The sequence below is a fragment of the Corynebacterium aquilae DSM 44791 genome (assembly GCF_001941445.1).
GTDB classification, from domain to species: Bacteria; Actinomycetota; Actinomycetes; order Mycobacteriales; family Mycobacteriaceae; genus Corynebacterium; species Corynebacterium aquilae.
This window is the reverse complement of sequence record NZ_CP009245.1, coordinates 2,712,426-2,731,006: the sequence shown is the minus strand read 5'-3', so window position 1 is coordinate 2,731,006 and position 18,581 is coordinate 2,712,426. Positions and strand designations below refer to the sequence as shown.

The 18,581-nt window shown below is 63.6% G+C and carries 13 protein-coding genes; 6 read left to right on the top strand and 7 right to left on the bottom strand.

The genetic code is table 11. The features are described 5' to 3' along the window. Positions 1-55: 55 nt before the first annotated feature. Entirely contained in the window at positions 56-1,228 is a 1,173-nt protein-coding gene (locus CAQU_RS11545; RefSeq protein WP_084563083.1) for an oxidoreductase, read from the bottom strand. A 367-nt stretch (positions 1,229-1,595) separates the two neighbouring features. On the opposite strand from CAQU_RS11545, the gene CAQU_RS11540 reads away from it, so the two are divergent. The 4 genes from CAQU_RS11540 to CAQU_RS11525 all read left to right on the top strand — a co-directional run bounded on the left by CAQU_RS11540 (position 1,596) and on the right by CAQU_RS11525 (position 5,646). After that, positions 1,596-3,542 (top strand): alpha/beta hydrolase-fold protein, encoded by a 1,947-nt coding sequence (locus tag CAQU_RS11540; protein WP_075727908.1) that lies wholly within the window; start codon positions 1,596-1,598, stop codon positions 3,540-3,542. Positions 3,543-3,554: 12 nt separating this feature from the next. After that, entirely contained in the window at positions 3,555-4,112 is a 558-nt protein-coding gene (locus CAQU_RS11535; RefSeq protein ID WP_075727906.1) for a DUF732 domain-containing protein, read from the top strand. A 179-nt stretch (positions 4,113-4,291) separates the two neighbouring features. Next, positions 4,292-5,215 carry a cutinase family protein gene (locus CAQU_RS11530; RefSeq protein ID WP_075727904.1) on the top strand — a complete coding sequence of 308 codons (924 nt, stop codon included), beginning with the start codon at positions 4,292-4,294 and terminating at the stop codon, positions 5,213-5,215. 5 nt (positions 5,216-5,220) lie between these two features. Then, the gene (locus CAQU_RS11525) at positions 5,221-5,646 is read left to right on the top strand and encodes a hypothetical protein (RefSeq protein ID WP_075727902.1); all 426 of its coding nucleotides are present in this window, start codon (positions 5,221-5,223) and stop codon (positions 5,644-5,646) included. Positions 5,647-5,737: 91 nt separating this feature from the next. Here CAQU_RS11525 and CAQU_RS11520 read toward each other — a convergent pair whose 3' ends face one another. From CAQU_RS11520 to CAQU_RS11495, 6 genes are all read right to left on the bottom strand, one after another. Beyond that, the gene (locus tag CAQU_RS11520) at positions 5,738-6,565 is read right to left on the bottom strand and encodes a siderophore-interacting protein (protein ID WP_169836046.1); all 828 of its coding nucleotides are present in this window, start codon (positions 6,563-6,565) and stop codon (positions 5,738-5,740) included. Between the two features lie 5 nt (positions 6,566-6,570). Beyond that, complete coding sequence (locus CAQU_RS11515) at positions 6,571-7,368, bottom strand: ABC transporter ATP-binding protein (RefSeq protein ID WP_075727898.1); 798 nt, start codon at positions 7,366-7,368, stop codon at positions 6,571-6,573. After that, complete coding sequence (locus CAQU_RS11510; RefSeq protein WP_075727896.1) at positions 7,365-8,366, bottom strand: FecCD family ABC transporter permease; 1,002 nt, start codon at positions 8,364-8,366, stop codon at positions 7,365-7,367. The genes CAQU_RS11515 and CAQU_RS11510 overlap by 4 nt, the downstream gene beginning before the upstream one ends. After that, positions 8,363-9,361, bottom strand: coding sequence for a FecCD family ABC transporter permease (locus tag CAQU_RS11505; protein WP_075727894.1), 999 nt, complete (start codon positions 9,359-9,361; stop codon positions 8,363-8,365). The genes CAQU_RS11510 and CAQU_RS11505 overlap by 4 nt, the downstream gene beginning before the upstream one ends. Continuing rightward, positions 9,362-10,417 carry an ABC transporter substrate-binding protein gene (locus CAQU_RS11500; RefSeq protein WP_075727892.1) on the bottom strand — a complete coding sequence of 352 codons (1,056 nt, stop codon included), beginning with the start codon at positions 10,415-10,417 and terminating at the stop codon, positions 9,362-9,364. It lies immediately after the preceding gene. Positions 10,418-10,679: 262 nt separating this feature from the next. Further along, complete coding sequence (locus CAQU_RS11495) at positions 10,680-10,907, bottom strand: hypothetical protein (RefSeq protein ID WP_075727890.1); 228 nt, start codon at positions 10,905-10,907, stop codon at positions 10,680-10,682. Positions 10,908-11,329: 422 nt separating this feature from the next. On the opposite strand from CAQU_RS11495, the gene CAQU_RS11490 reads away from it, so the two are divergent. After that, positions 11,330-13,180, top strand: coding sequence for a FadD32-like long-chain-fatty-acid--AMP ligase (locus CAQU_RS11490; protein WP_075727888.1), 1,851 nt, complete (start codon positions 11,330-11,332; stop codon positions 13,178-13,180). 495 nt (positions 13,181-13,675) lie between these two features. Continuing rightward, positions 13,676-18,574, top strand: coding sequence for a polyketide synthase Pks13 (gene pks13, locus CAQU_RS11485; protein WP_075727886.1), 4,899 nt, complete (start codon positions 13,676-13,678; stop codon positions 18,572-18,574). Positions 18,575-18,581 lie beyond the last annotated feature (7 nt).

Genomic DNA, 18,581 nt, shown 5'->3' with positions numbered 1-18,581 from the left:
GAAAGAATAATCTTTCTTCGCGGTGCGGGCTTTGTCGTGCGCTGGGGTGAGGTGTTTAGGGGTAGTCGATGTAGCCTGCGGCGTCGTGGGTGTAGAAGGTCGTGGGGTCGGGCACGTTCAGTGCTAGGCCCTGGGTGAGTTTGTGCACGAAGCTGGGGTTTGCGCCGACCATGCGGCCAATCGCGATCGCATCGCCGGCCCCGTGGGCGTAGTGCTCCTCGGCGCGGGCGGCGACGTTGGTGGCGACGCCTTCGGGGCGTGCGGTGGGGCCGAAGGAGAAGTCGTTGAAGAATACCGCGGTGCCGTGCGCTTGGGCGCTGTCGCGAATCATGGCCACGGTTTTGTCGTTGGGGTCGCGGTGCAGGATGGAGACATATGCCAGCTTCAGTGGGGCGATGGTTTTCATGAGTGCCTGGTAGGTGGCGTAGATATCCTCCGGGTCGTCTTCGGTGACACCACTCATGGTGATGCCGGGGCTCAGCCGGATACCGACTTTGTCGGCGCCGACGGCGTCGGCGATGGCGCGGGTGACCTCGGCTGTAAGGCGGGCGCGCGCGGCGGGGGAGCCGCCGTAGTTGTCTTCCCGCAGGTTGGTGTGCGGGGAGAGGAATTGGTGCAGCAGGTATCCGTTGGCGGAGTGCACTTCCACCCCGTCGAGCCCGGCGTCAAGGGCGCGGGTGGCCGCGGCGACGAACTCGTCGACGATGCCGGGGATGTCGGCGGCCGCAACTGGCTCAGGGGTTTCGTAGTGCACGTCGTTGCCCTCGGCATCGCGCAGGAAACCTTCGTGGTCGACGGCGCTGGCGGCGATGACTTTTTCGCCGGTGATTTTTTCGTGGGTGGAAAAACCTGCGTGCATCAGCTGCATCACGATCGTGCCGCCGTGGTTGTGCACGGCGTCGGCAACCTTTTTCCACCCGGCCTGCTGGGCACCGTTGATAATGCCGGGGCCGTGGACGTATTTCATGCCGGCCTGAGAGGGGTAGGTGCCCTCAGTGACGATGAGTCCGACATCGCTGCGTTGGGCATAGTAGGTGGCCATCATGTCGTTGGGTACCCCGTCGGTGGCGGCGCGCATGCGGGTCAGTGGGGCGAAAACGATGCGGTTAGACAGGGTGAGACTGCCGACGTTAAGGGGCTGAAGCAGGGCGGAATCTGCTGCAAGGGGTGCCGGCTGGTTGACGCGTGGGTAGTCCGCGCGGGGTGGGGTGTGGTGGTGTGGCGACATGGTGGAAACCAATCCGTGTGAAGAAGAATAAAGAGCTGATAACAGGCAGTTGTAACGCGTGGGGCGTGTGTGGCTATGTTTCACGTATAAGGCTTTGCCTGCGGCGGGTTTTAGAATGCCGTGTTTTTTAAAAAAAGATGGCTTTTCTAGCAACACGCCGAGCAAACCTCTAGCGAAAACCTTCAAGTTCAACTTAAACTTGAGGAAACTTTAGCGACAGTGAATCCCACAACGGGTTCAACTTGTCACTAAGCGTAAACATTCCACGCGCGGCGCGCTTGCTTGCCGGGGGAGGGGAACCCCCGGACGGCGCGGCCGGCTGACTTTTCCACGCCCACGACACACCGCAAGGACGTACACCACCATCATGCGCAAAGCACAGAAAAACACGCGGCGTAACCGCCTGATCGCCCTCGGCGCCATCCCCACCGCCCTCGCACTGGGTCTCGGAGCACTTACCCTTCCCGCAGATGCGCAGAGCTCGCTGTTCGGTGGCTCCTCCAACATCTCCGACTACCTGCAGGACGACAACGTCCCGGAGCGCACCCCGGTGCGCACCGACTTCCCGAAGATCGAAGGCCTGCCGGAAGGCGTGAGCGTGGAACGCCAGGAGTGGCTGGACAGCCACCGCGTGGCCCTGTTCATCCGTTCCGCCGCCATGCCGGAAAAGCCCATCCAGGTGCAGATCCTGCTGGCCCGCGACTGGTACAGCCACCCGGATAGGAAGTTCCCGGAGGTGTGGGCCCTGGACGGTCTGCGCGCCAACGAGGAAGAAAACGGCTGGACGCTGCACACCAACATCCAGCAGCAGTACGCCGGCCGCAACGTCAACGTGATCCTGCCCGTCGGCGGTGAAGCATCCTTCTACACCGACTGGGAGCGCCCCGACAACGGCAAGCACTACATGTGGGAAAGCTTCTTGACCAATGAGCTGCCCGCCGTTTTGAACAACGGCTACCGCTCCAACGGCAAGCGCGCCATCGTCGGCTTGTCCATGGGTGGCACCGCCGCCATCAACCTCGCGGAGCACCGCCCCGACCTGTTCGAATTCGTCGGTTCCTTCTCCGGCTACCTGGACACCACCTCCATCGGCATGCCGATGGGTATCGCCGGCGCCCTGAAGGACGGCGGCGGATACGACGCCGACGCCATGTGGGGCCCGGCCGGCTCCAAGCGGTGGATCGACAACGATCCGAAGCTCGGCATCTCTGCACTCAAGGGCAAGACCGTCTACGTCGCCGCCGGTAACGGCACCGACGACTACGGCAAGCCCGGCTCCGTGGCAACCGGCCCGTCCAACATGGCCGGCATCGGCCTGGAGGTCATGGCCCGCATGACCACCCAAACCTTCGTCGACCGCGCCAAGCGCGACGGCGTGGACGTCATCCAGAAGTTCCGCCCCACCGGCGTGCACAACTGGCCCTACTGGCAGTTCGAGTTGGAGCAGGCGTGGCCCTACATCGCCGACTCCCTCGGCCTGGATAAAAACGACCGCGGCGCCGACTGCACCCCGACCGGCCTGATCGCCGAAGTCACCAAGGGCGGCCAGTACGGCACCTGCATCAACAACGAGTACGACATCGCCGGCGGCAAAGCCGAAGACTTCACCGCCGGCCGCGCCTTCTGGTCTGCAGAAACCGGCGCCCACGTCCTCATCGGCCGTATCGCCGCCCGCTACTCCGAGATCGGCGGCCCGGAGTCCTGGCTCGGCTTCCCCATCACCAACGAGCTGAAGACCCCGGACGGCGTCGGACGCTTCGTGCACTTCCAGCACGGCTCCATCTACTGGACCCCGGAGACCGGCGCACACGCCATCCCGAAGGACATGGTTGATGCGTGGGCCACCGAAGGCTACGAGACCGGCATCCTCGGATACCCGATCTCTGAGCCCAAGGGCGAGGACGGCACCCTCATCCAGCAGTTCCAGGGCGGCTACATCGTCCGCAACGACAAGGGTGATGACGACAAGCGCAAGGGCGCGTTCATCGTCAAGGGTGAAATCGCCAAGCGGTACACCGCCATCAACACCGTCGTCTCCAAGCTGGGCGCACCGACCTCCAACGAGATCACCATCCCCGGTGGCGTGCTGCAAAACTACGACAACGGCACCTTCTACTGGTCCGCAGCCTCCGGCGCGCACTTCATCTTCAACGGTGATATCCGCGACGAATGGGGCAAGCGCGGCTGGGAGCAAGGTGAGCTCGGCTGGCCCACCAGCGACGAGAAGTCCATCCCCGCGGGTGGTCTGACCATCGACTTCCAGCACGGCACCATCAAACAAATCAACGGTGTTGTCATCGTCGACAAAAAGTAAAGGGGAATGTCTATGACAGCCCGACACGGACGCACCCGCCACGCGCTGGCCATGGTTGCCGGTGCCAGCGCCCTCGGCCTGCTGCTCGCAGGCTGTGGCGGCGCCACCACCGAAGACGAAGGCGTGCCCACCACCGTCGCCCCACTCAAACCCAGCGACGCGGCAAGCCCCAGTGAGAAGGCCTCCACCAGCGCGGCCTCCTCCACTAGCGCTGCTGCCAGCGCTTCCGCGCAGCCCGGAGCCACCGAGGCACCAGTTGCGGCCCCGCCAACCTTCGGCCAGGACAGCACCCGCGAAATCAGCGAAATCCCGTCCGCGCCGAACGACCGCACCACGGCCGACAACGACTACCTCAAGCAACTCCAAGACGGCGGTATTAGCACCGAAGGCCTGGAAAACCAGCTCATTGGCATGGCACAAGACGTGTGCATGAACAAGGAGCAAGGCGGCCAGTCCTACCTGGTGCAAGGCTTCGGCGGCCAGCTCGTCGAACAAAACCACACCTCCCTGCCCGCCGACCAGGCCGCCAACCTGATCACCCAAGCGGCAGAAAAAGCGTACTGCTCCTAGCAGCGGATAACGCCCACACCCAGCACCACCCCGCGCCCACCCGCGCGGGGTGGACTGCTAACTACACCCCACCCAAGGCAGCAACCTGCCCCAGTGCAGGAAACTGCCAGGAACACCGACTAGATTCGTGCACCCGCACACATCTACGACCTCAACTTTGACCAAAGAGGGGCGAGCCAATGAAAAAAGCACTAACCGTCATCGCAGCGATCATCGTGGTCGCGCTCATCATCGGCGGCATCGCACACTATGTCTCCACCCGCGACGATCAACAACTACCACCCGGCGCCGAACCCGCCCCCACCGAAGCACCACCCACCCCGGAACAACCCGACTGGTGCCCCACCTACGAAGTGATCGCCGCCCCCGGCACCTGGGAGTCCGCCGCGGACGATGACCCCATCAACCCGCAGGCCAACCCCAACTCCTTCATGCTCACCGTCACCCGCCCCCTGCAGGAGCGCTACACCCCGGATGAGGTCAAGGTGTGGACCCTGCCCTACACGGCCCAGTTCAAAAGCCGCCAAGCCATGGATCAGATGGGCTACGACGAGTCCCGCGACGAAGGCACCTCCAGAGTGCGCGGTGAAATGATCACCACCCACGAACAGTGCCCGAAAACCGAATTCATCCTGACCGGATTCTCCCAAGGCGCAGTCATCATCGGTGACCTCGCCAACGACATCGGCAACAGCGACCAGCCGATCCCCGCCGACCGCGTCAAGGGCGTGGCCCTGGTTGCCGACGGGCGCCGCGAACCCGGCGTCGGCATAGACCCCGGCTACAACGTGCCCGGCGTCGGTGCTGAGGTCTCCCTCGAAGCACTCAACCCCGTGGTCGGTTTGGCCCTGCCCGGCGCCACCATGCGCGGCCCGCGCGTGGGCGGATTCGGCAGCTTGAGCGACCGCACCTTCGAAATCTGCGCCCCCAACGACCACATCTGCGACCTGCCCATCGGCGTGCCCAATGCCATCGACCGGGCCCAGGCGATTGCCGACAACACCGGCATTCACGCCCAATACGCCACCAACCCCGACGTCATCCCCGGGCAGACCACCAGCCAATGGCTCGTCGGCTGGGTCGAAGGCCTCATCGACAACTAGCCGCCATGGACGACACCACCCGCCCCAGCCAGGAAGAACGTGAGCGCCTGGAGCGCATCGACGCGCTCATCAGCCGCCGCGATGAGCTGGCCCGCAAGAAAGAACAAGCCGCACAGCAACGCGCCGAACAAGCACAACTCGAGGCCCAAAAAGTAGGCTGGCGCGGCATCTTCACCCCATCATCCATGATGTGGACAGGCGCCATCTTCCTGCTGCTGTGGGGCCTACAAGTGCTGATGTTTCGGCGCGATGAACCCTTCTTCGAACACTGGCCCAAAGCCGGCCTCGCCCTCGGGTTCATCTGCGCCGGCCTGTACCGCGCGGCGGTAAAAGACAAAGTGCCGGCAGTCTTTGACGCCCTCGGCGCCTTCTTCGTGTTCTTCGTGGTGCTCGCAGCAACCTTCGCAGTAGCCATCATGCTGCCCCACTAGCAGCCCCCAACACCGGCCAGCCCACAGCCAGCCGACACCACTACACACCCACACCGGGCCACAAACCGGGGCCCACAGCCCCCAAAAAAACTCACGCCTTCCAATAACCCATAAAACTCACCTGCTCCCTCGCCACCAACCCAGCAGCCAACACCGCCCGGCGCACCGTTTTGACAAACCCCGACTCCCCCGCAATAAACACATGCACCCCCGCCGAGCTCGAACCCACATGCCACAAATACGGCCCAATCATCTCCGGATTATCTAACGCGGACTCATCCACCCCAACCCCCGGCCGATCAGCACCCACCGCAGCACGCACCACCTCAACAAAACGATGCGCCACCACATCCGAATACTGCCCAATCGGCCCACGGCGACGCACAAACTCCACCCCCTCCACATAACCCTCGGCCGTATCCCCAGCAACACACGCCACCGCCCGCACCGGATACTCCGCCTCCCGCATGATCGTCCGCAACGCCATCGTCGCAGTATCATCCACCACCGCACACAAACACTGCGGTGGCGCCACAGAAACAAACGGCGCCCAAATACCATCCTCGCCAGAAGGCACCGCCAGCCACGCATCCTGGCCACAACGCGCCGACATAAACCACTGAGTCCCCACCCCCGGATCCGGATGCACAGCACAATCCAACGCATACCGCCCCGGCTCACACTCAGCCACCGTGTACGTCCGAAACTCCACCGTCCCCGACGACAACAACTCCATCCGCCACTGGCCATCCAACTCCCCCTCCCGCAACAACGGGGCCTGGCACACCGGCACCAACAACTTCACCGAATAATCAGCAATCCGCTCAAACACCGGCAAATCCTCATGATCCACCCACACCCGCCGAATCTGCGGCGCCACATCCTCAACTGATGACACCACACAACGCACAATCCTCATCCCCATCACACTCCTTCTACTAAACGGCCACGCCCCGCAACCAGCGGATGACCAACGGCCGGATCATCAATAACAACCGCGTCAAGATCAAAAATCTCCCGACACAACCCCGGGGTAAACACCTCCGCCGGCGCACCACAAGCAGCCACCCGACCATCCTTAATCGTCACCACCTGCTCCGCGCACCGCGCCGCCAAATTCAACTCGTGCAACACCGCAACCACCGTCAGCTGCCGCTCACGCGCCAAATCCCGCACCAAATCCAACAACTCAATCTGATGCGCCATATCCAAATACGTCGTCGGCTCATCCAAACACACAATCGGCGTACGCTGCGCCAACACCATCGCCATCCACACCCGCTGACGCTGCCCACCCGACAACGACGAACACATCCGATCCGCAAAACCCGCCACCGAAGTAGCCTCCAACGCCCACTGAACCACCTCACGATCCTCAGCCGACGGCGAATGCAAAAACCCCTGATGCGGATACCTACCACGAGCCACCAACTCCCGCACCGAAATCCCCTCCGGGGCCACCGGATGCTGCGGCAACAACGCCACCATCCGCGCAAACTCCCGGGCCCCAAACCCAGAAACCTCCCGCCCCGCAACCTCCACCACCCCACGGCGCACCGGCAACAAACGACACATCGCCCGCAACAACGTCGACTTCCCCGAACCATTGGGCCCCACCACAGCCGTCACACACCCGGCAGGAAAAACCACACTCACATCCTGCACCACAGCGCGATCACCATAACCAACACACAGATCCTTCGTCTGCAACAACGGAGTCATAACCCAGCCTTTCGTCGATAAGACACCACCACCGCAAGCAACACCGGCATCCCCAAGGCGCCAGTAATAACACCCACCGGAAGCGGCGTCGGCAACACCAAAACACTCACAGCATCAGCCACACAAACAATCGCCGCCCCCATCAACGCCGACAACACAAGACTCGAACGGCCCCCCAACAACAACCCCACAATCGGACCCGACAAAAACGCCACAAACGTCACAGGCCCCGACGCAGCCGTCGCCGTCGTCGTCACCAAAACCGCCACCCCAATACTCAGCCACCGCACCCACAACACCGCAACCCCCAACGCAGCAGCCACATCATCACCCATCCCCAACATCCGCACCCCAGGCGCCAAAAACACCGTCACACCACCCAACACCATTAGCACCACCCCAACCACAACGACCTTATCCATCGACGCCGCATGTAAAGAACCACTCAACCACTGCGCCGCCGCAGACGCCTGATAAATACTCATCCGCGACAACAAATACTGCGTCGTCGCCGTCGCCATCGCAGCAACCGCCACCCCACTAAGCACAAAACGCGTCGTCGCCTGCCGCCCACTACTAACCGCCATCACCAGCGCAGTAGCCCCCACGCCACCAACCGCCGCAGCACCCGACAAAGCCAGGCCACTAACACCCCACAACGCCATCGCCGCCACCACCGCAGTCGTTGACAACGCAGACACCCCCACAAAATCCGGGCTCGCCAAAGGATTACGCAACACCAACTGGAAAAGAGTGCCCCCCAAACCAAAAGAACACCCCACCACAATCCCCAACAACACCCGCGGCAAACGATCGTCCAAAATCAAAAAACGCGCCGCCGGCGCATGCGGCACCGCATCCCCCCGCACAATAGCCACAAAATCAACCAGCGACACCGTGTAATCCCCCAACAACAAATGCGCACCACAACTAGCAACAATCGCCACCACCAACACCACACCAACCAACACCTGACGGCGCACCAACACCGAACTCATGACGCCAACACCCGCCGCGAAGAACGCAACACATACAAAAAATACGGCGCACCAACAAAAGCCAACATCACACCCACCGGAATCTCAGCAGGCGCAGCAACCACCCGGCCCACCACATCAGCCACCAACAACAACGCCGGCCCCGCAAAAACACAAAAAGCAATAATCAACTGATAATCACCACCCACCAACGCCCGCGCCAAATGAGGAACCACCAACCCCACAAACATCAACGGGCCCACCAAAGCCACCGACGCAGCCGACAACACCGCCACCCCCAACAACACCAAAGCCGCAGCCCGCGTCGTATGAATCCCCAAAGCCTGCGCCATATCGCGCCCCATCGCAAACGCATTCAACGCCCGCGCATGCAGCCACACCAAAGCCACCCCCACCACCAGCACCGGAACCACATACACAGCCTGCGAAGTATCAGAGCGATTAATGTTGCCGATCTGCCACGACCGAAAAGTATCCAACGTCTGATTCGACGACAACACCAACGCCGACACCAAAGATGACGTACCCGCCATGATCGCAGCCCCCACCAAAATCAAACTCAACGGCGACGCCTGACCACGCCCCGCCAACACATACACCAACCCGGTCGCCACACACGCCCCACAAAACGCCAACACCGCAGCCGCAGGAAGCGTCAAAGAACCCAGCACAGTCAGACCAGCAACGACAAACAAACTCGCGCCAGCATTAATCCCCAACAAACCAGGCTCAGCCAGGGCATTGCGGGTCAAACCCTGAATCCCCGCCCCCGCCACCGCCAAAGCAACACCAGCAATCAACGCGTTCACGGTGCGAGGAATCCGGGAATGCACCACGGCAGACAACGTATCCCCAGCAACCGGATGAACCAGGGCCTGCCACAGCGCGCCGGGCGAGGGAACCTCGACCAAGGTGCGTGCGCCGATGGTGATGCTCGCGGTGGCGGCGATCAGGCACAGCGCCGCGGCGGCCAGAATGCGGGCGGAGGCGTGCACTTAGCGGGTGCCCTTTTCCGCGGCCGCGTTGACTTGATCGATGAAGTCGGTTTCGTCGATCAGCCACTCGATGCCCAGGGGAGAAGTGCCCAGTGCCAATGCCTGGCGCTGGTTGTTGTCGGCCACGAACGCATCCTTGGCGACGGCCGGGATCTTGCCGAGCAGCGGATCGTTCTTGATGACCTCGTGGGCGTTTTCCAGGGTGGACCAGGTGTACAGGAACTGAGATTGCAGTTCGTCTGCGCGTTCTGGGCTCCAGGAGCCGTAGAAGCCGCCACTGAAGTCGGCTTCTTTCAGAATCGGTGCGCGTTTCATGCCGATGCCTTCGAAGAACACACTGCGCACATCATCCGGTGCATACAGCGAGATGGGGTTTTCATCCTTCGGGTCGAGCGCGGAAGGAATGAAAGTGGCGCCTTGGATAGCGGGATTGTTCTTGCCGACCTGTTTCATTTTCCCGCTGACCCGATCGACGACTTCTTTAGCTTTGGCGTCGAGACCCAGGGCGGAACCAATGATGGTGGTGGCCCGATCCCATGGGGTCATCCAGTCTCCGCTGTCGCTGGCGTAGGTCACCACCGGGGCAATCTTGCTGAGCTTGTCGAACTGTTGTTGATCCATGGCGCCGATGACGTTGATGATGACATCGGGGTTAGCGGCGGCGATGGCGGTGAAGTCCGGGCCGTCGGTCTCGTCATAGCGCTGGGGCTGTTCGGCCCCGAGTTTTGTGACCGCAGCATCGAACCAGTCGTTGGAGTTGTTTTCGTTGTTGCCCCAGGTAATTGCGGCCTGCAGTACCGGAATAACGCCGAGGGAAGCGCACACATCGCCGTTGATCCATCCCAGGCACACCACGCGCGTGGGGGCCTTATCGATGGTGGTGGGGCCGAAAGCGGTATCGATGGTGAGCGGGAAGGAATCCTGGGCGGGTGCTGGGGTGGTTTGGTTGGTGGCTTCGTTTTTCGGGCCGGTGGAACACGATGCGAGGGCGGCCCCGCCTGCCGTGGCAGCAAGAAGTTTGAGGAATTGTGCACGACTGATGTTTCGCGAGTTCATGGTGGGGCTCCTGTCCCTAAAACGTTTCAGTATCAAACTATTCACTGATGGATAATCAAGTGAAAGTTTGCCCCACACTAGCACAAAGGTAATCCTAGGCTTACAGGAAAGTGTGTGTGCGAAAAGGGAGGATCGTCGCGTAGGGCGCGTAGGGAGAACCGCTCAAAGCGGGCGGCAAGGGTGAGTGACCGAAAAATCTCGGGAGAGCTTGCGTCTTGAGGGTTTGGAATTCGGCTGGGCGGTCAGGTGGCCTGTGCGAGCGCTAGAACAGCGACAATTGATCGTCGGGCGGGGTGGGCGTGGTCTTTTCTCCGAAACGGCGTGCGGCCGCCTGGCGGGTGACGCCCAAGAAGCGCCCAATTTCTTCCCACGTCGCCCCCGCCTTGCGGGCCTGTGCCACTGCCTGGCGCTGCTTTTCCTGCGCTTCGGCCGCTTCGATGGCGCACGACTGCACGCGCATCAGTGCGCGTTGGAGGCGGGCGGAAGACATGAAGCGGAAAATCCTTTGATGGAGGGCAGGGGATAAGGGGGCAGGGGATAAATGGCGATATGGGTTTGCTGGCTGAAAAGTCTTGCACAACACCACGCCGGGCAGGGTGAACGCAACGCTAGGGGAGGAGAAAACGATAGGAAAGCTGGGTGCGGGAAAGCTTTGTTGAAGAAATCCTCATGTTTTTCGGCGCGTTCGCCTGAATATCGTCGCAGGTGGAACTATGTTGGTGGCATCGGTCACGCAAACTTACGAAAAAAAGTTTTGTAGGGATGTAATACTGTTAAGCCCCATTACGACGTAGTGGATACGTTCCCACCGCACTGCACGGCGCGCCACCCGCACCAACCCGTGCCGGAGGGTCACACTCATACCTAACAAGAACGATTCACCCACACCCGTTCACCAGCACAAGGAGCACCATGGATCTGTCTCAGGCGATCGGCCAATTCTTCGACGACAAGGGAAACATCAACCTGCCGCCGCAGGTCACTCTCGCCGGACTGTGCGAAATGCTCTACATGGCGGACGCCGCCACCGGCGGTACCGAGCGCCACTGCCTGCGCTTCTGGGACTTCTCCACCAACCGTGACGGCGAAGCCCGCGACTTCAACCGCCGCGAGGTCAACACCCGCATCAAGGCTGTCGCCACCCGCCTGCAGCAGACCGGCACCATCGGCGACCGCGTCGCCATCCTCGCCGGCAACAGCCCCGAATACATCTTCGCTTTCATGGGCTCCCTGTATGCCGGCATGGTGCCGGTGCCCCTGTACGACCCCAACGAGCCCGGCCACGCCGACCACCTCACCGCGGTCCTGGGCGACTCCAGCCCGAAGTTCGTGCTCACCAACAGTGCCGCTGCAGCCTCCGTGCGTCGCCTATTCGCAGACCGCCCTTCCTCCGAGCGGCCCCGCATCCTCGCCGTCGACTCCCTGCCGGACACCCTGGCCGCTGACTTCGTCAACCCCATGGAAACCGAAGCTGGCCGCGCAGTGCTCGCCCACTCCCAGGGCGCACCCGTCGACCTTCCAGCCTTCCTGCAGTACACCTCCGGCTCCACCCGCACCCCCGCCGGCGTGATGCTGAGCAACCGCTCCATCATGACCAACGTGCTGCAAATCTTCGCCGCCGCCGGGCTGAAGACCCCCTTGCGACTGGTCAGCTGGCTGCCGCTGCACCACGACATGGGCATCATCCTCGCCGCCTTCGTCACCATCCTGGGCCTCGAGATGGAAATGATGACCCCGCGCGACTTCATCCAGCAGCCCCGCCGCTGGACCAAGCAGATCCACAAGCGCGACGAGTTGACCACCTACACCGTGGTCCCCAACTTCGCCCTCGAACTGGCTGCCCGCTACGGCCTGCCGGAAGACGGCGAACAGCTCGACCTGTCCGGCCTCGACGGCGTGATCGTCGGCTCCGAACCGGTCACCCCGAAGGCCGTGCGCCAATTCATCGAGGCCTTCGGCCCCCACGGGCTGCCCGAAAGTGTCATCCGCCCCTCCTACGGCCTGGCCGAGGCCTCCCTGCTGGTCACCACCCCGCAAACCCCGGTGCGCCCCCGCATCGTCCACGTCGACCGCGACGATCTCGCCCAAGGCAAAGCCACCGTGGTGGACGAAAACGCCGCCGGCGCGGTCGCGCTGATGTCCAACGGCTCCGTGGTGCGACCCCAGCAGCTGGCTATCGTCGACCCGGACACCCGCGAAGAACTCGCCGACGGCACCATCGGCGAGCTGTGGTGCCACGGCGAAAACATGGCCGTCGGCTACCTGGACCGCCCGGAAGAAACCGTCGCCACCTTCCGCAACAGCCTCGCCAAGCGCCTGGAAACCAACTCCCGTGCCGCCGGCGCCCCCGAGGACGACCGCTGGATGGCCACCGGCGACCTCGGCGTGTTCATCGACGACGAAATCTTCATCACCGGCCGCATCAAGGACCTCATCGTCATCGCCGGCCGTAACCACTACCCGCAGGACATCGAGTACACCGTCGAGCACGCCTCCGATCACGTCCGCCCCAACTGCGTGGCAGCCTTCGCCATCGACGCCGCCGAAGAAGGCGGCACCGAACGCCTGGTCATCTTCGCCGAACGTGACCTGCAAAAGGCCGAAGCCGATGACGCAGCCGCCATCGAAGCGATCCGCGCGGCAGTGGTGAAAAACCACGGCATCACCCCGGAAGACATCCGTATCGTCGCCCCCGACGAGATCTCCCGTTCCTCCTCCGGCAAGATCGCCCGCCGCGTCATGAAGACCAAGTACCTGGGCTAAACCCTCCCCAGCCCCCGCGCACCCCGCCAGTTTCAGCAGCAAACGGCGGGGTGCAGCATTGCTGTGTACATATATATGCCCAAAAAAGTCCCCTTAAGGGGCGTGGCTTGTTAACAACAGTCACAGCGCTAACGATATGGTTTGGTGAGTAATGCAGCCAGGTACCACCACGAAAAAGGTCTCTCCTTAGCACTTCGGGGAGGTATCCGGCACGAACGTAGTCCGCATGCCCCGCAACCACGCCACGCGTACACAACCCACTGACAGCTGCCGCCCCAGTCGGACAAGCACCCGTCAGCACCGCGTTGTTTACACCGGCTTATGGCTGCGGGCATGTGGCCTGCCTGCGTTTAACACCCACAACCGCACACCACCTCGACTCGCCCGTGGCCACCGGCAACCCGCCCACTGCCACCCGGTCGACACCCGACGAAACACCAGTGTGGTGTGGATGTCACAAACGCCCACCGCCGAAGAAAGGCCAGTACACGCCCCATGGATGCAACGCCAAAGAGCATGAACGCCCACGAACTCAAGACGTGGCTGCGTAACTGGGTGGCAAATGCCTCCGGGTTGCCCGTCGCCGACATCGCCGACGACAAACCGATGGAAATGTTTGGCCTGTCCTCCCGCGACGTGGTCCTGCTCAGCGGCGAGCTGGAAAACCTGCTGGGAGTGCAGCTCGACGCCACCATCGCCTACGAGTACCCCACCATCGGTGCACTGGCCGAGCGTCTCGTCGCTGGCGCCCCCGACAAGTCCGCGCCCCTGGTGCGCGCCCACACCCCGGCGGCCGGCGACATCGCCGACCACGACATCGCCATCGTCGGCATGGCGGCCCGCTTCCCCGGTGCCGAAAACCTCGAAGCCATGTGGGATCTGCTCTCCGCGGGACGCAGCGCCACCGGCCAGCTCCCCATGGGGCGCTGGTCCGAATACGCCGACGACGAAGTCATGACCCGCCGCATGGCCGAAACCAACACCACCGGCGGCTACCTGGAAGACATCTCCAGCTTCGACGCCGAATTCTTTGGCCTGTCCCCGGTGGAAGCCGCCAACATGGATCCGCAACAGCGCCTCACCCTCGAGGTCGCGGTGGAAGCCTTGGAAGACGCCCACCAGCCCGCCAACGAGCTGCGCGGCACCAGCGTCGGCGTGTTCGTCGGCTCCACCAACAACGACTACGGCATGCTGATCGCCGCCGACCCGGCGGAAGCCCACCCCTACGCGCTGACCGGCACTGCCTCCTCCATCATCGCCAACCGGGTCAGCTACGCCCTGGACTTCCGCGGCCCCTCGGTCAACGTCGATACCGCCTGCTCCTCCTCCCTGGTTGCCGTGCACCAGGCCGTGCGCGCCCTGCGCGGCGGCGAATGCGACGTCGCCCTGGCCGGCGGCGTGAACATCATGAGCAGCCCCTTCGTGTCCACCGCCTTCGGTGAACTCGGCGTGATCAGCCCCAGCGGCGGCATTCACGCCTTCTCCGACGACGCCGACGGCTTCGTCCGCTCCGACGGCGTCGGCCTGGTGGTGCTCAAACGCGTCCGCGACGCCGTCGCCAACGGCGACCACATCGTCGCCGTCATCAAGGGCACCGCCGTTAACTCCGACGGCCGCTCCAACGGCCTGACCGCCCCGAACCCCGAAGCACAGGTCGATGTTCTGCGCCGCGCCTACGAAGACGCCGGCGTCGACCCCCACGCCGTCGACTACGTGGAAGCACACGGCACCGGCACCATCCTGGGCGACCCCATCGAGGCCAGCGCCCTGGGCACCGTGCTCGGCCGGGGCCGCGACCTCGCCAACCCGCTGCTGTTGGGTTCCGCGAAAACCAACTTCGGCCACTCCGAATCCGCCGCCGGCGCCGCCGGCCTGATCAAGGTGGCCCTCGGCATGAAGCACGGGGTGCTGCCGCCGTCGCTGAACTACTCCGGCCCCAACCCCTACATCGACTTCGACGCCGAACACCTCGAAGTTGTTGAGGATCCGCGCGAGTGGCCCGAATACGCAGGCAAGCCCACCGCCGGTGTGTCCGGTTTCGGATTCGGCGGCACCAACGCCCACGCCGTGGTCCAGGCCTTCGACCCGGCCGACTATCCCCAGCTCGCCGAGAACATCGTCGACATCGCCGAGCGCGTCGACGAGCTCGACCACGCTGCCGTCCAGCTGCCAGTGTCCGGCCTGCTGCCGTCGCGCCGCAAGCAATCCGCCAAAGCCCTGGCCGACTACCTCGAATCCCTGCCCACCCAGGACGACGAAACCCGCGACCTGGAGCAGCTGGCCAAGGTGTCCCGCTCCCTGGCGCGCCGCAACCACGGCCGCTCCCGCGCGGTCGTCACCGCCCGCACCACCGCTGATGCGGTGCGCCTGCTGGGTCTGGTTGCCGAAGGCAAAAAAGCCGCCGGCATTGAGGTCGCTGACTCCCCCATGAAGCCCGGCCCGGTCTTCGTCTACTCCGGCTTCGGCTCCCAGCACCGCAAGATGGCCAAAGACCTCATAGCCGACAGCGCCTTCTTCGAGCAGCGCATGCGCGAACTCGACGACATCGTGACCTTCGAGTCCGGCTGGTCCATCCTCGAACTGATTGAGGACGACGCCCAAACCTACGACACCGAGACCGCGCAGGTCGCCATCACCGCCATCCAAATCGCGGTCACTGACCTGCTGGCCCACCTGGGCATTACCCCGGCGGCCGTCATGGGCATGTCCATGGGTGAAATCGCCGCCGGCTACGCCTCCGGCGGGCTGAGCGCCTACGACGCCATGATCATCGCCTGCCACCGCAGCCGCCTGATGGGCGAAGGCGAAAAATCCCTGGCTGAAGACCAACTTGGTGCGATGGCGCTGGTCGAGTTCGCCGCCGACGATCTGGCGAACTTCGTGAAGGAAAACTCCGAATACGCCGGCATTGAGCCGGCCGTCTACGCCGGCCCCGGCATGACCACCGTCGGTGGCCCCCGCGAACAGGTCACCCAGCTGGTTGAAAAGCTCGAAGGCGAAGGCAAATTCGCCCGCCTGCTCAACGTCAAGGGCGCCGGCCACACCAGCGCCGTCGACCCGCTGCTCGGCGAGCTGGCGGCCGAAATGTCACTTATCGAACCGCAGCCCCTGCGAATTCCGCTGTTTAGCTCCGTCCACCAGGGCCGGGTGTACTCCCCGGGCCAGACGGTGCACACCGCCGACTACTTCCTGCACTGCACCCGCTACCCGGTGTACTTCCAGGACGCCACCACCCAGGCTTTCGCCGCCGGACACACCATGCTGGTGGAGATCTCCCCGAACCCGGTGGCCCTGATGCCGATGATGAACACCGCGTTCGCCACCGGCAACGGTGACGCGCAGCTGCTGTTCGCCCTGAAACGCAAGGTCGCAGCCTCTGATTCCATGCGTGACCTGATGGCCAAAATGTATGTTGCCGGCCAGCCGGTGAAATTCCCGCACCACGGCGACATGCTGTTCGGCCCCGATGTGCAGTGGAAGCACCAGCGCTACTGGACCGCCGCGCGCCCGTCCTCCGGCAACAACGAACTGCCGGGCCACAAGGTGACCCTCCCGGACGGCTCCGTGGCGTTTTCCACCCACGCCGACCTGGTGCCCAGCTCGCAGCTGCTGGTGGAATCGGCCGCCCAGGCTGTTAACCCGAACCTGACGGTCGCCCTGTGCGATCAGCGTTCCTCCCTACCGCCCTCCGGCGAGCTGACCACCGTGGTGCGCCCCCACTTGGGTGGTGCCACCATCACGGTGCACCGCATCATGGGGGAGCAGACCGTGTTGATTGCGGAAGGCTATGCCGCCGCCACCGATCTGCTGTCCGGAATTTTCGGCGAACCCGCAGCCGGAGCCACCGGTGCCGCCGGAGTCGCAGGTGCCGCCATGGCAGCGGGCTTCGGCCCAGAAACCGACGACGCTGTCGCCGGCGAGGAAGACCTCGAAGTCGAGACCATCCGCTGGGATCCGGAAAAAGAAACCGTCGAGCAGCGCCTGCGCGCCATCGTGTCCGAGTCCATGGGCTTCGATGTCGAAGACCTGCCCGGCGAATTGCCGCTGATCGATCTTGGTCTGGACTCGCTGATGGGCATGCGCATTAAAAACCGCATCGAGCACGACTTCCAGATCCCGCCGCTGCAGGTCCAGGCCCTGCGGGATGCGTCCGTGGCGGACGTGGTCACCATCGTCGAAGACCTGGTTGCCCATCGTGGTACCGGTGCCGACGAGGCTGCAACTGCCACCGCCGCGGCGGAAGCGGCCCCGGCAGAAGCCGCCGCGCCGGCACCCGAGACTGCCGACGAGAAAGCATCCGACGACGGAGCACAAGGCGTGGGCGTGGCCCCGCGCGACGCCTCCGAGCGTCTCGTGTTCGCCACCTGGGCCACCATCACCGGCAAAGCTGCTAACGGTGTGACCAGCGAACTGCCCACCTTGAGTGAGGAAGACGCCCAGGCCATGGCGGAGCGACTCAGCGAACGCTCCGGCGCCGAGATCACCGCCGAGGACATCACCAGTGCCGCGGCGCTGGAAGACATCGCCAACAAGGTCCGCGAAGGCCTTGAGACCGAGGTCGAAGGCAACATCCGCGTACTCCGCGCCCGCCCGGAAGGCTCCACCAAGCCTGCTGTGTTCTTCTTCCACCCCGCCGGTGGATCTTCGGTGGTGTACCAGCCGCTGATGCGTCGCCTGCCCGAAGACGTTCCCGTCTACGGCGTGGAGCGCCTCGAAGGCCCCCTGCCGGAGCGTGCCGCCGCCTACCTGGACGAAATCAAGCAGTACTCCGACGGGCTGCCCATCATCCTGGGTGGCTGGTCCTTCGGCGGTGCGCTGGCCTACGAGGTCGCCCACCAGCTGGTCGGCACCGACGTGGAGGTCGCGCACATCGCCCTGCTGGATACCGTCCAGCCCAGCGAACTGGTGCCGGACACCCCGGAAGAAACCCGTGCCCGCTGGGAGCGCTACTCCGCCTTCGCGAAAAAGACCTACGGGCTGGACTTCCCGGTTCCCTACGAACTGCTCGAGACCGCCGGCGAAGACGCGATGCTGCAAATGATGGCCGACTTCCTGGCCAACACCGACGCCTCTGAGCACGGCCTGTCCGCCGGTGTGCTGGAACACCAGCGCGCATCCTTCGTGGACAACCGCATCCTGGACAAGGTGGACCTTGCCAACTGGGCTGACGTGAACGTGCCGGTGACTTTGTTCCGCGCGGAGCGCATGCACGACGGCGCGATCGAATTGGAGCCGCGCTACGCGTCGATTGACCCCGATGGTGGTTGGTCGGCTATCGTTAAAGACTTGGATATTGTCCAACTCAATGGCGATCACCTCGCCATCGTGGACGAACCGGAAATCGGCAAGGTCGGCGCGTATCTGACCCGCCGCATCAATAACCTGGGAGGTTAGAAGTTAC

Bases quoted from the DNA above. Each gene is read 5' to 3' on its own strand.
- CAQU_RS11520 (WP_169836046.1), bottom strand. From the start codon at position 6,565: ATGAGGATTGTGCGTTGTGTGGTGTCATCAGTTGAGGATGTGGCGCCG.
- CAQU_RS11515 (WP_075727898.1), bottom strand. From the start codon at position 7,368: ATGACTCCGTTGTTGCAGACGAAGGATCTGTGTGTTGGTTATGGTGAT.
- CAQU_RS11540 (WP_075727908.1), top strand. From the start codon at position 1,596: ATGCGCAAAGCACAGAAAAACACGCGGCGTAACCGCCTGATCGCCCTC.
- CAQU_RS11495 (WP_075727890.1), bottom strand. From the start codon at position 10,907: ATGTCTTCCGCCCGCCTCCAACGCGCACTGATGCGCGTGCAGTCGTGC.
- pks13 (WP_075727886.1), top strand. From the start codon at position 13,676: ATGGATGCAACGCCAAAGAGCATGAACGCCCACGAACTCAAGACGTGG.
- CAQU_RS11525 (WP_075727902.1), top strand. From the start codon at position 5,221: ATGGACGACACCACCCGCCCCAGCCAGGAAGAACGTGAGCGCCTGGAG.
- CAQU_RS11500 (WP_075727892.1), bottom strand. From the start codon at position 10,417: ATGAACTCGCGAAACATCAGTCGTGCACAATTCCTCAAACTTCTTGCT.
- CAQU_RS11530 (WP_075727904.1), top strand. From the start codon at position 4,292: ATGAAAAAAGCACTAACCGTCATCGCAGCGATCATCGTGGTCGCGCTC.
- CAQU_RS11510 (WP_075727896.1), bottom strand. From the start codon at position 8,366: ATGAGTTCGGTGTTGGTGCGCCGTCAGGTGTTGGTTGGTGTGGTGTTG.
- CAQU_RS11535 (WP_075727906.1), top strand. From the start codon at position 3,555: ATGACAGCCCGACACGGACGCACCCGCCACGCGCTGGCCATGGTTGCC.
- CAQU_RS11490 (WP_075727888.1), top strand. From the start codon at position 11,330: ATGGATCTGTCTCAGGCGATCGGCCAATTCTTCGACGACAAGGGAAAC.
- CAQU_RS11545 (WP_084563083.1), bottom strand. From the start codon at position 1,228: ATGTCGCCACACCACCACACCCCACCCCGCGCGGACTACCCACGCGTC.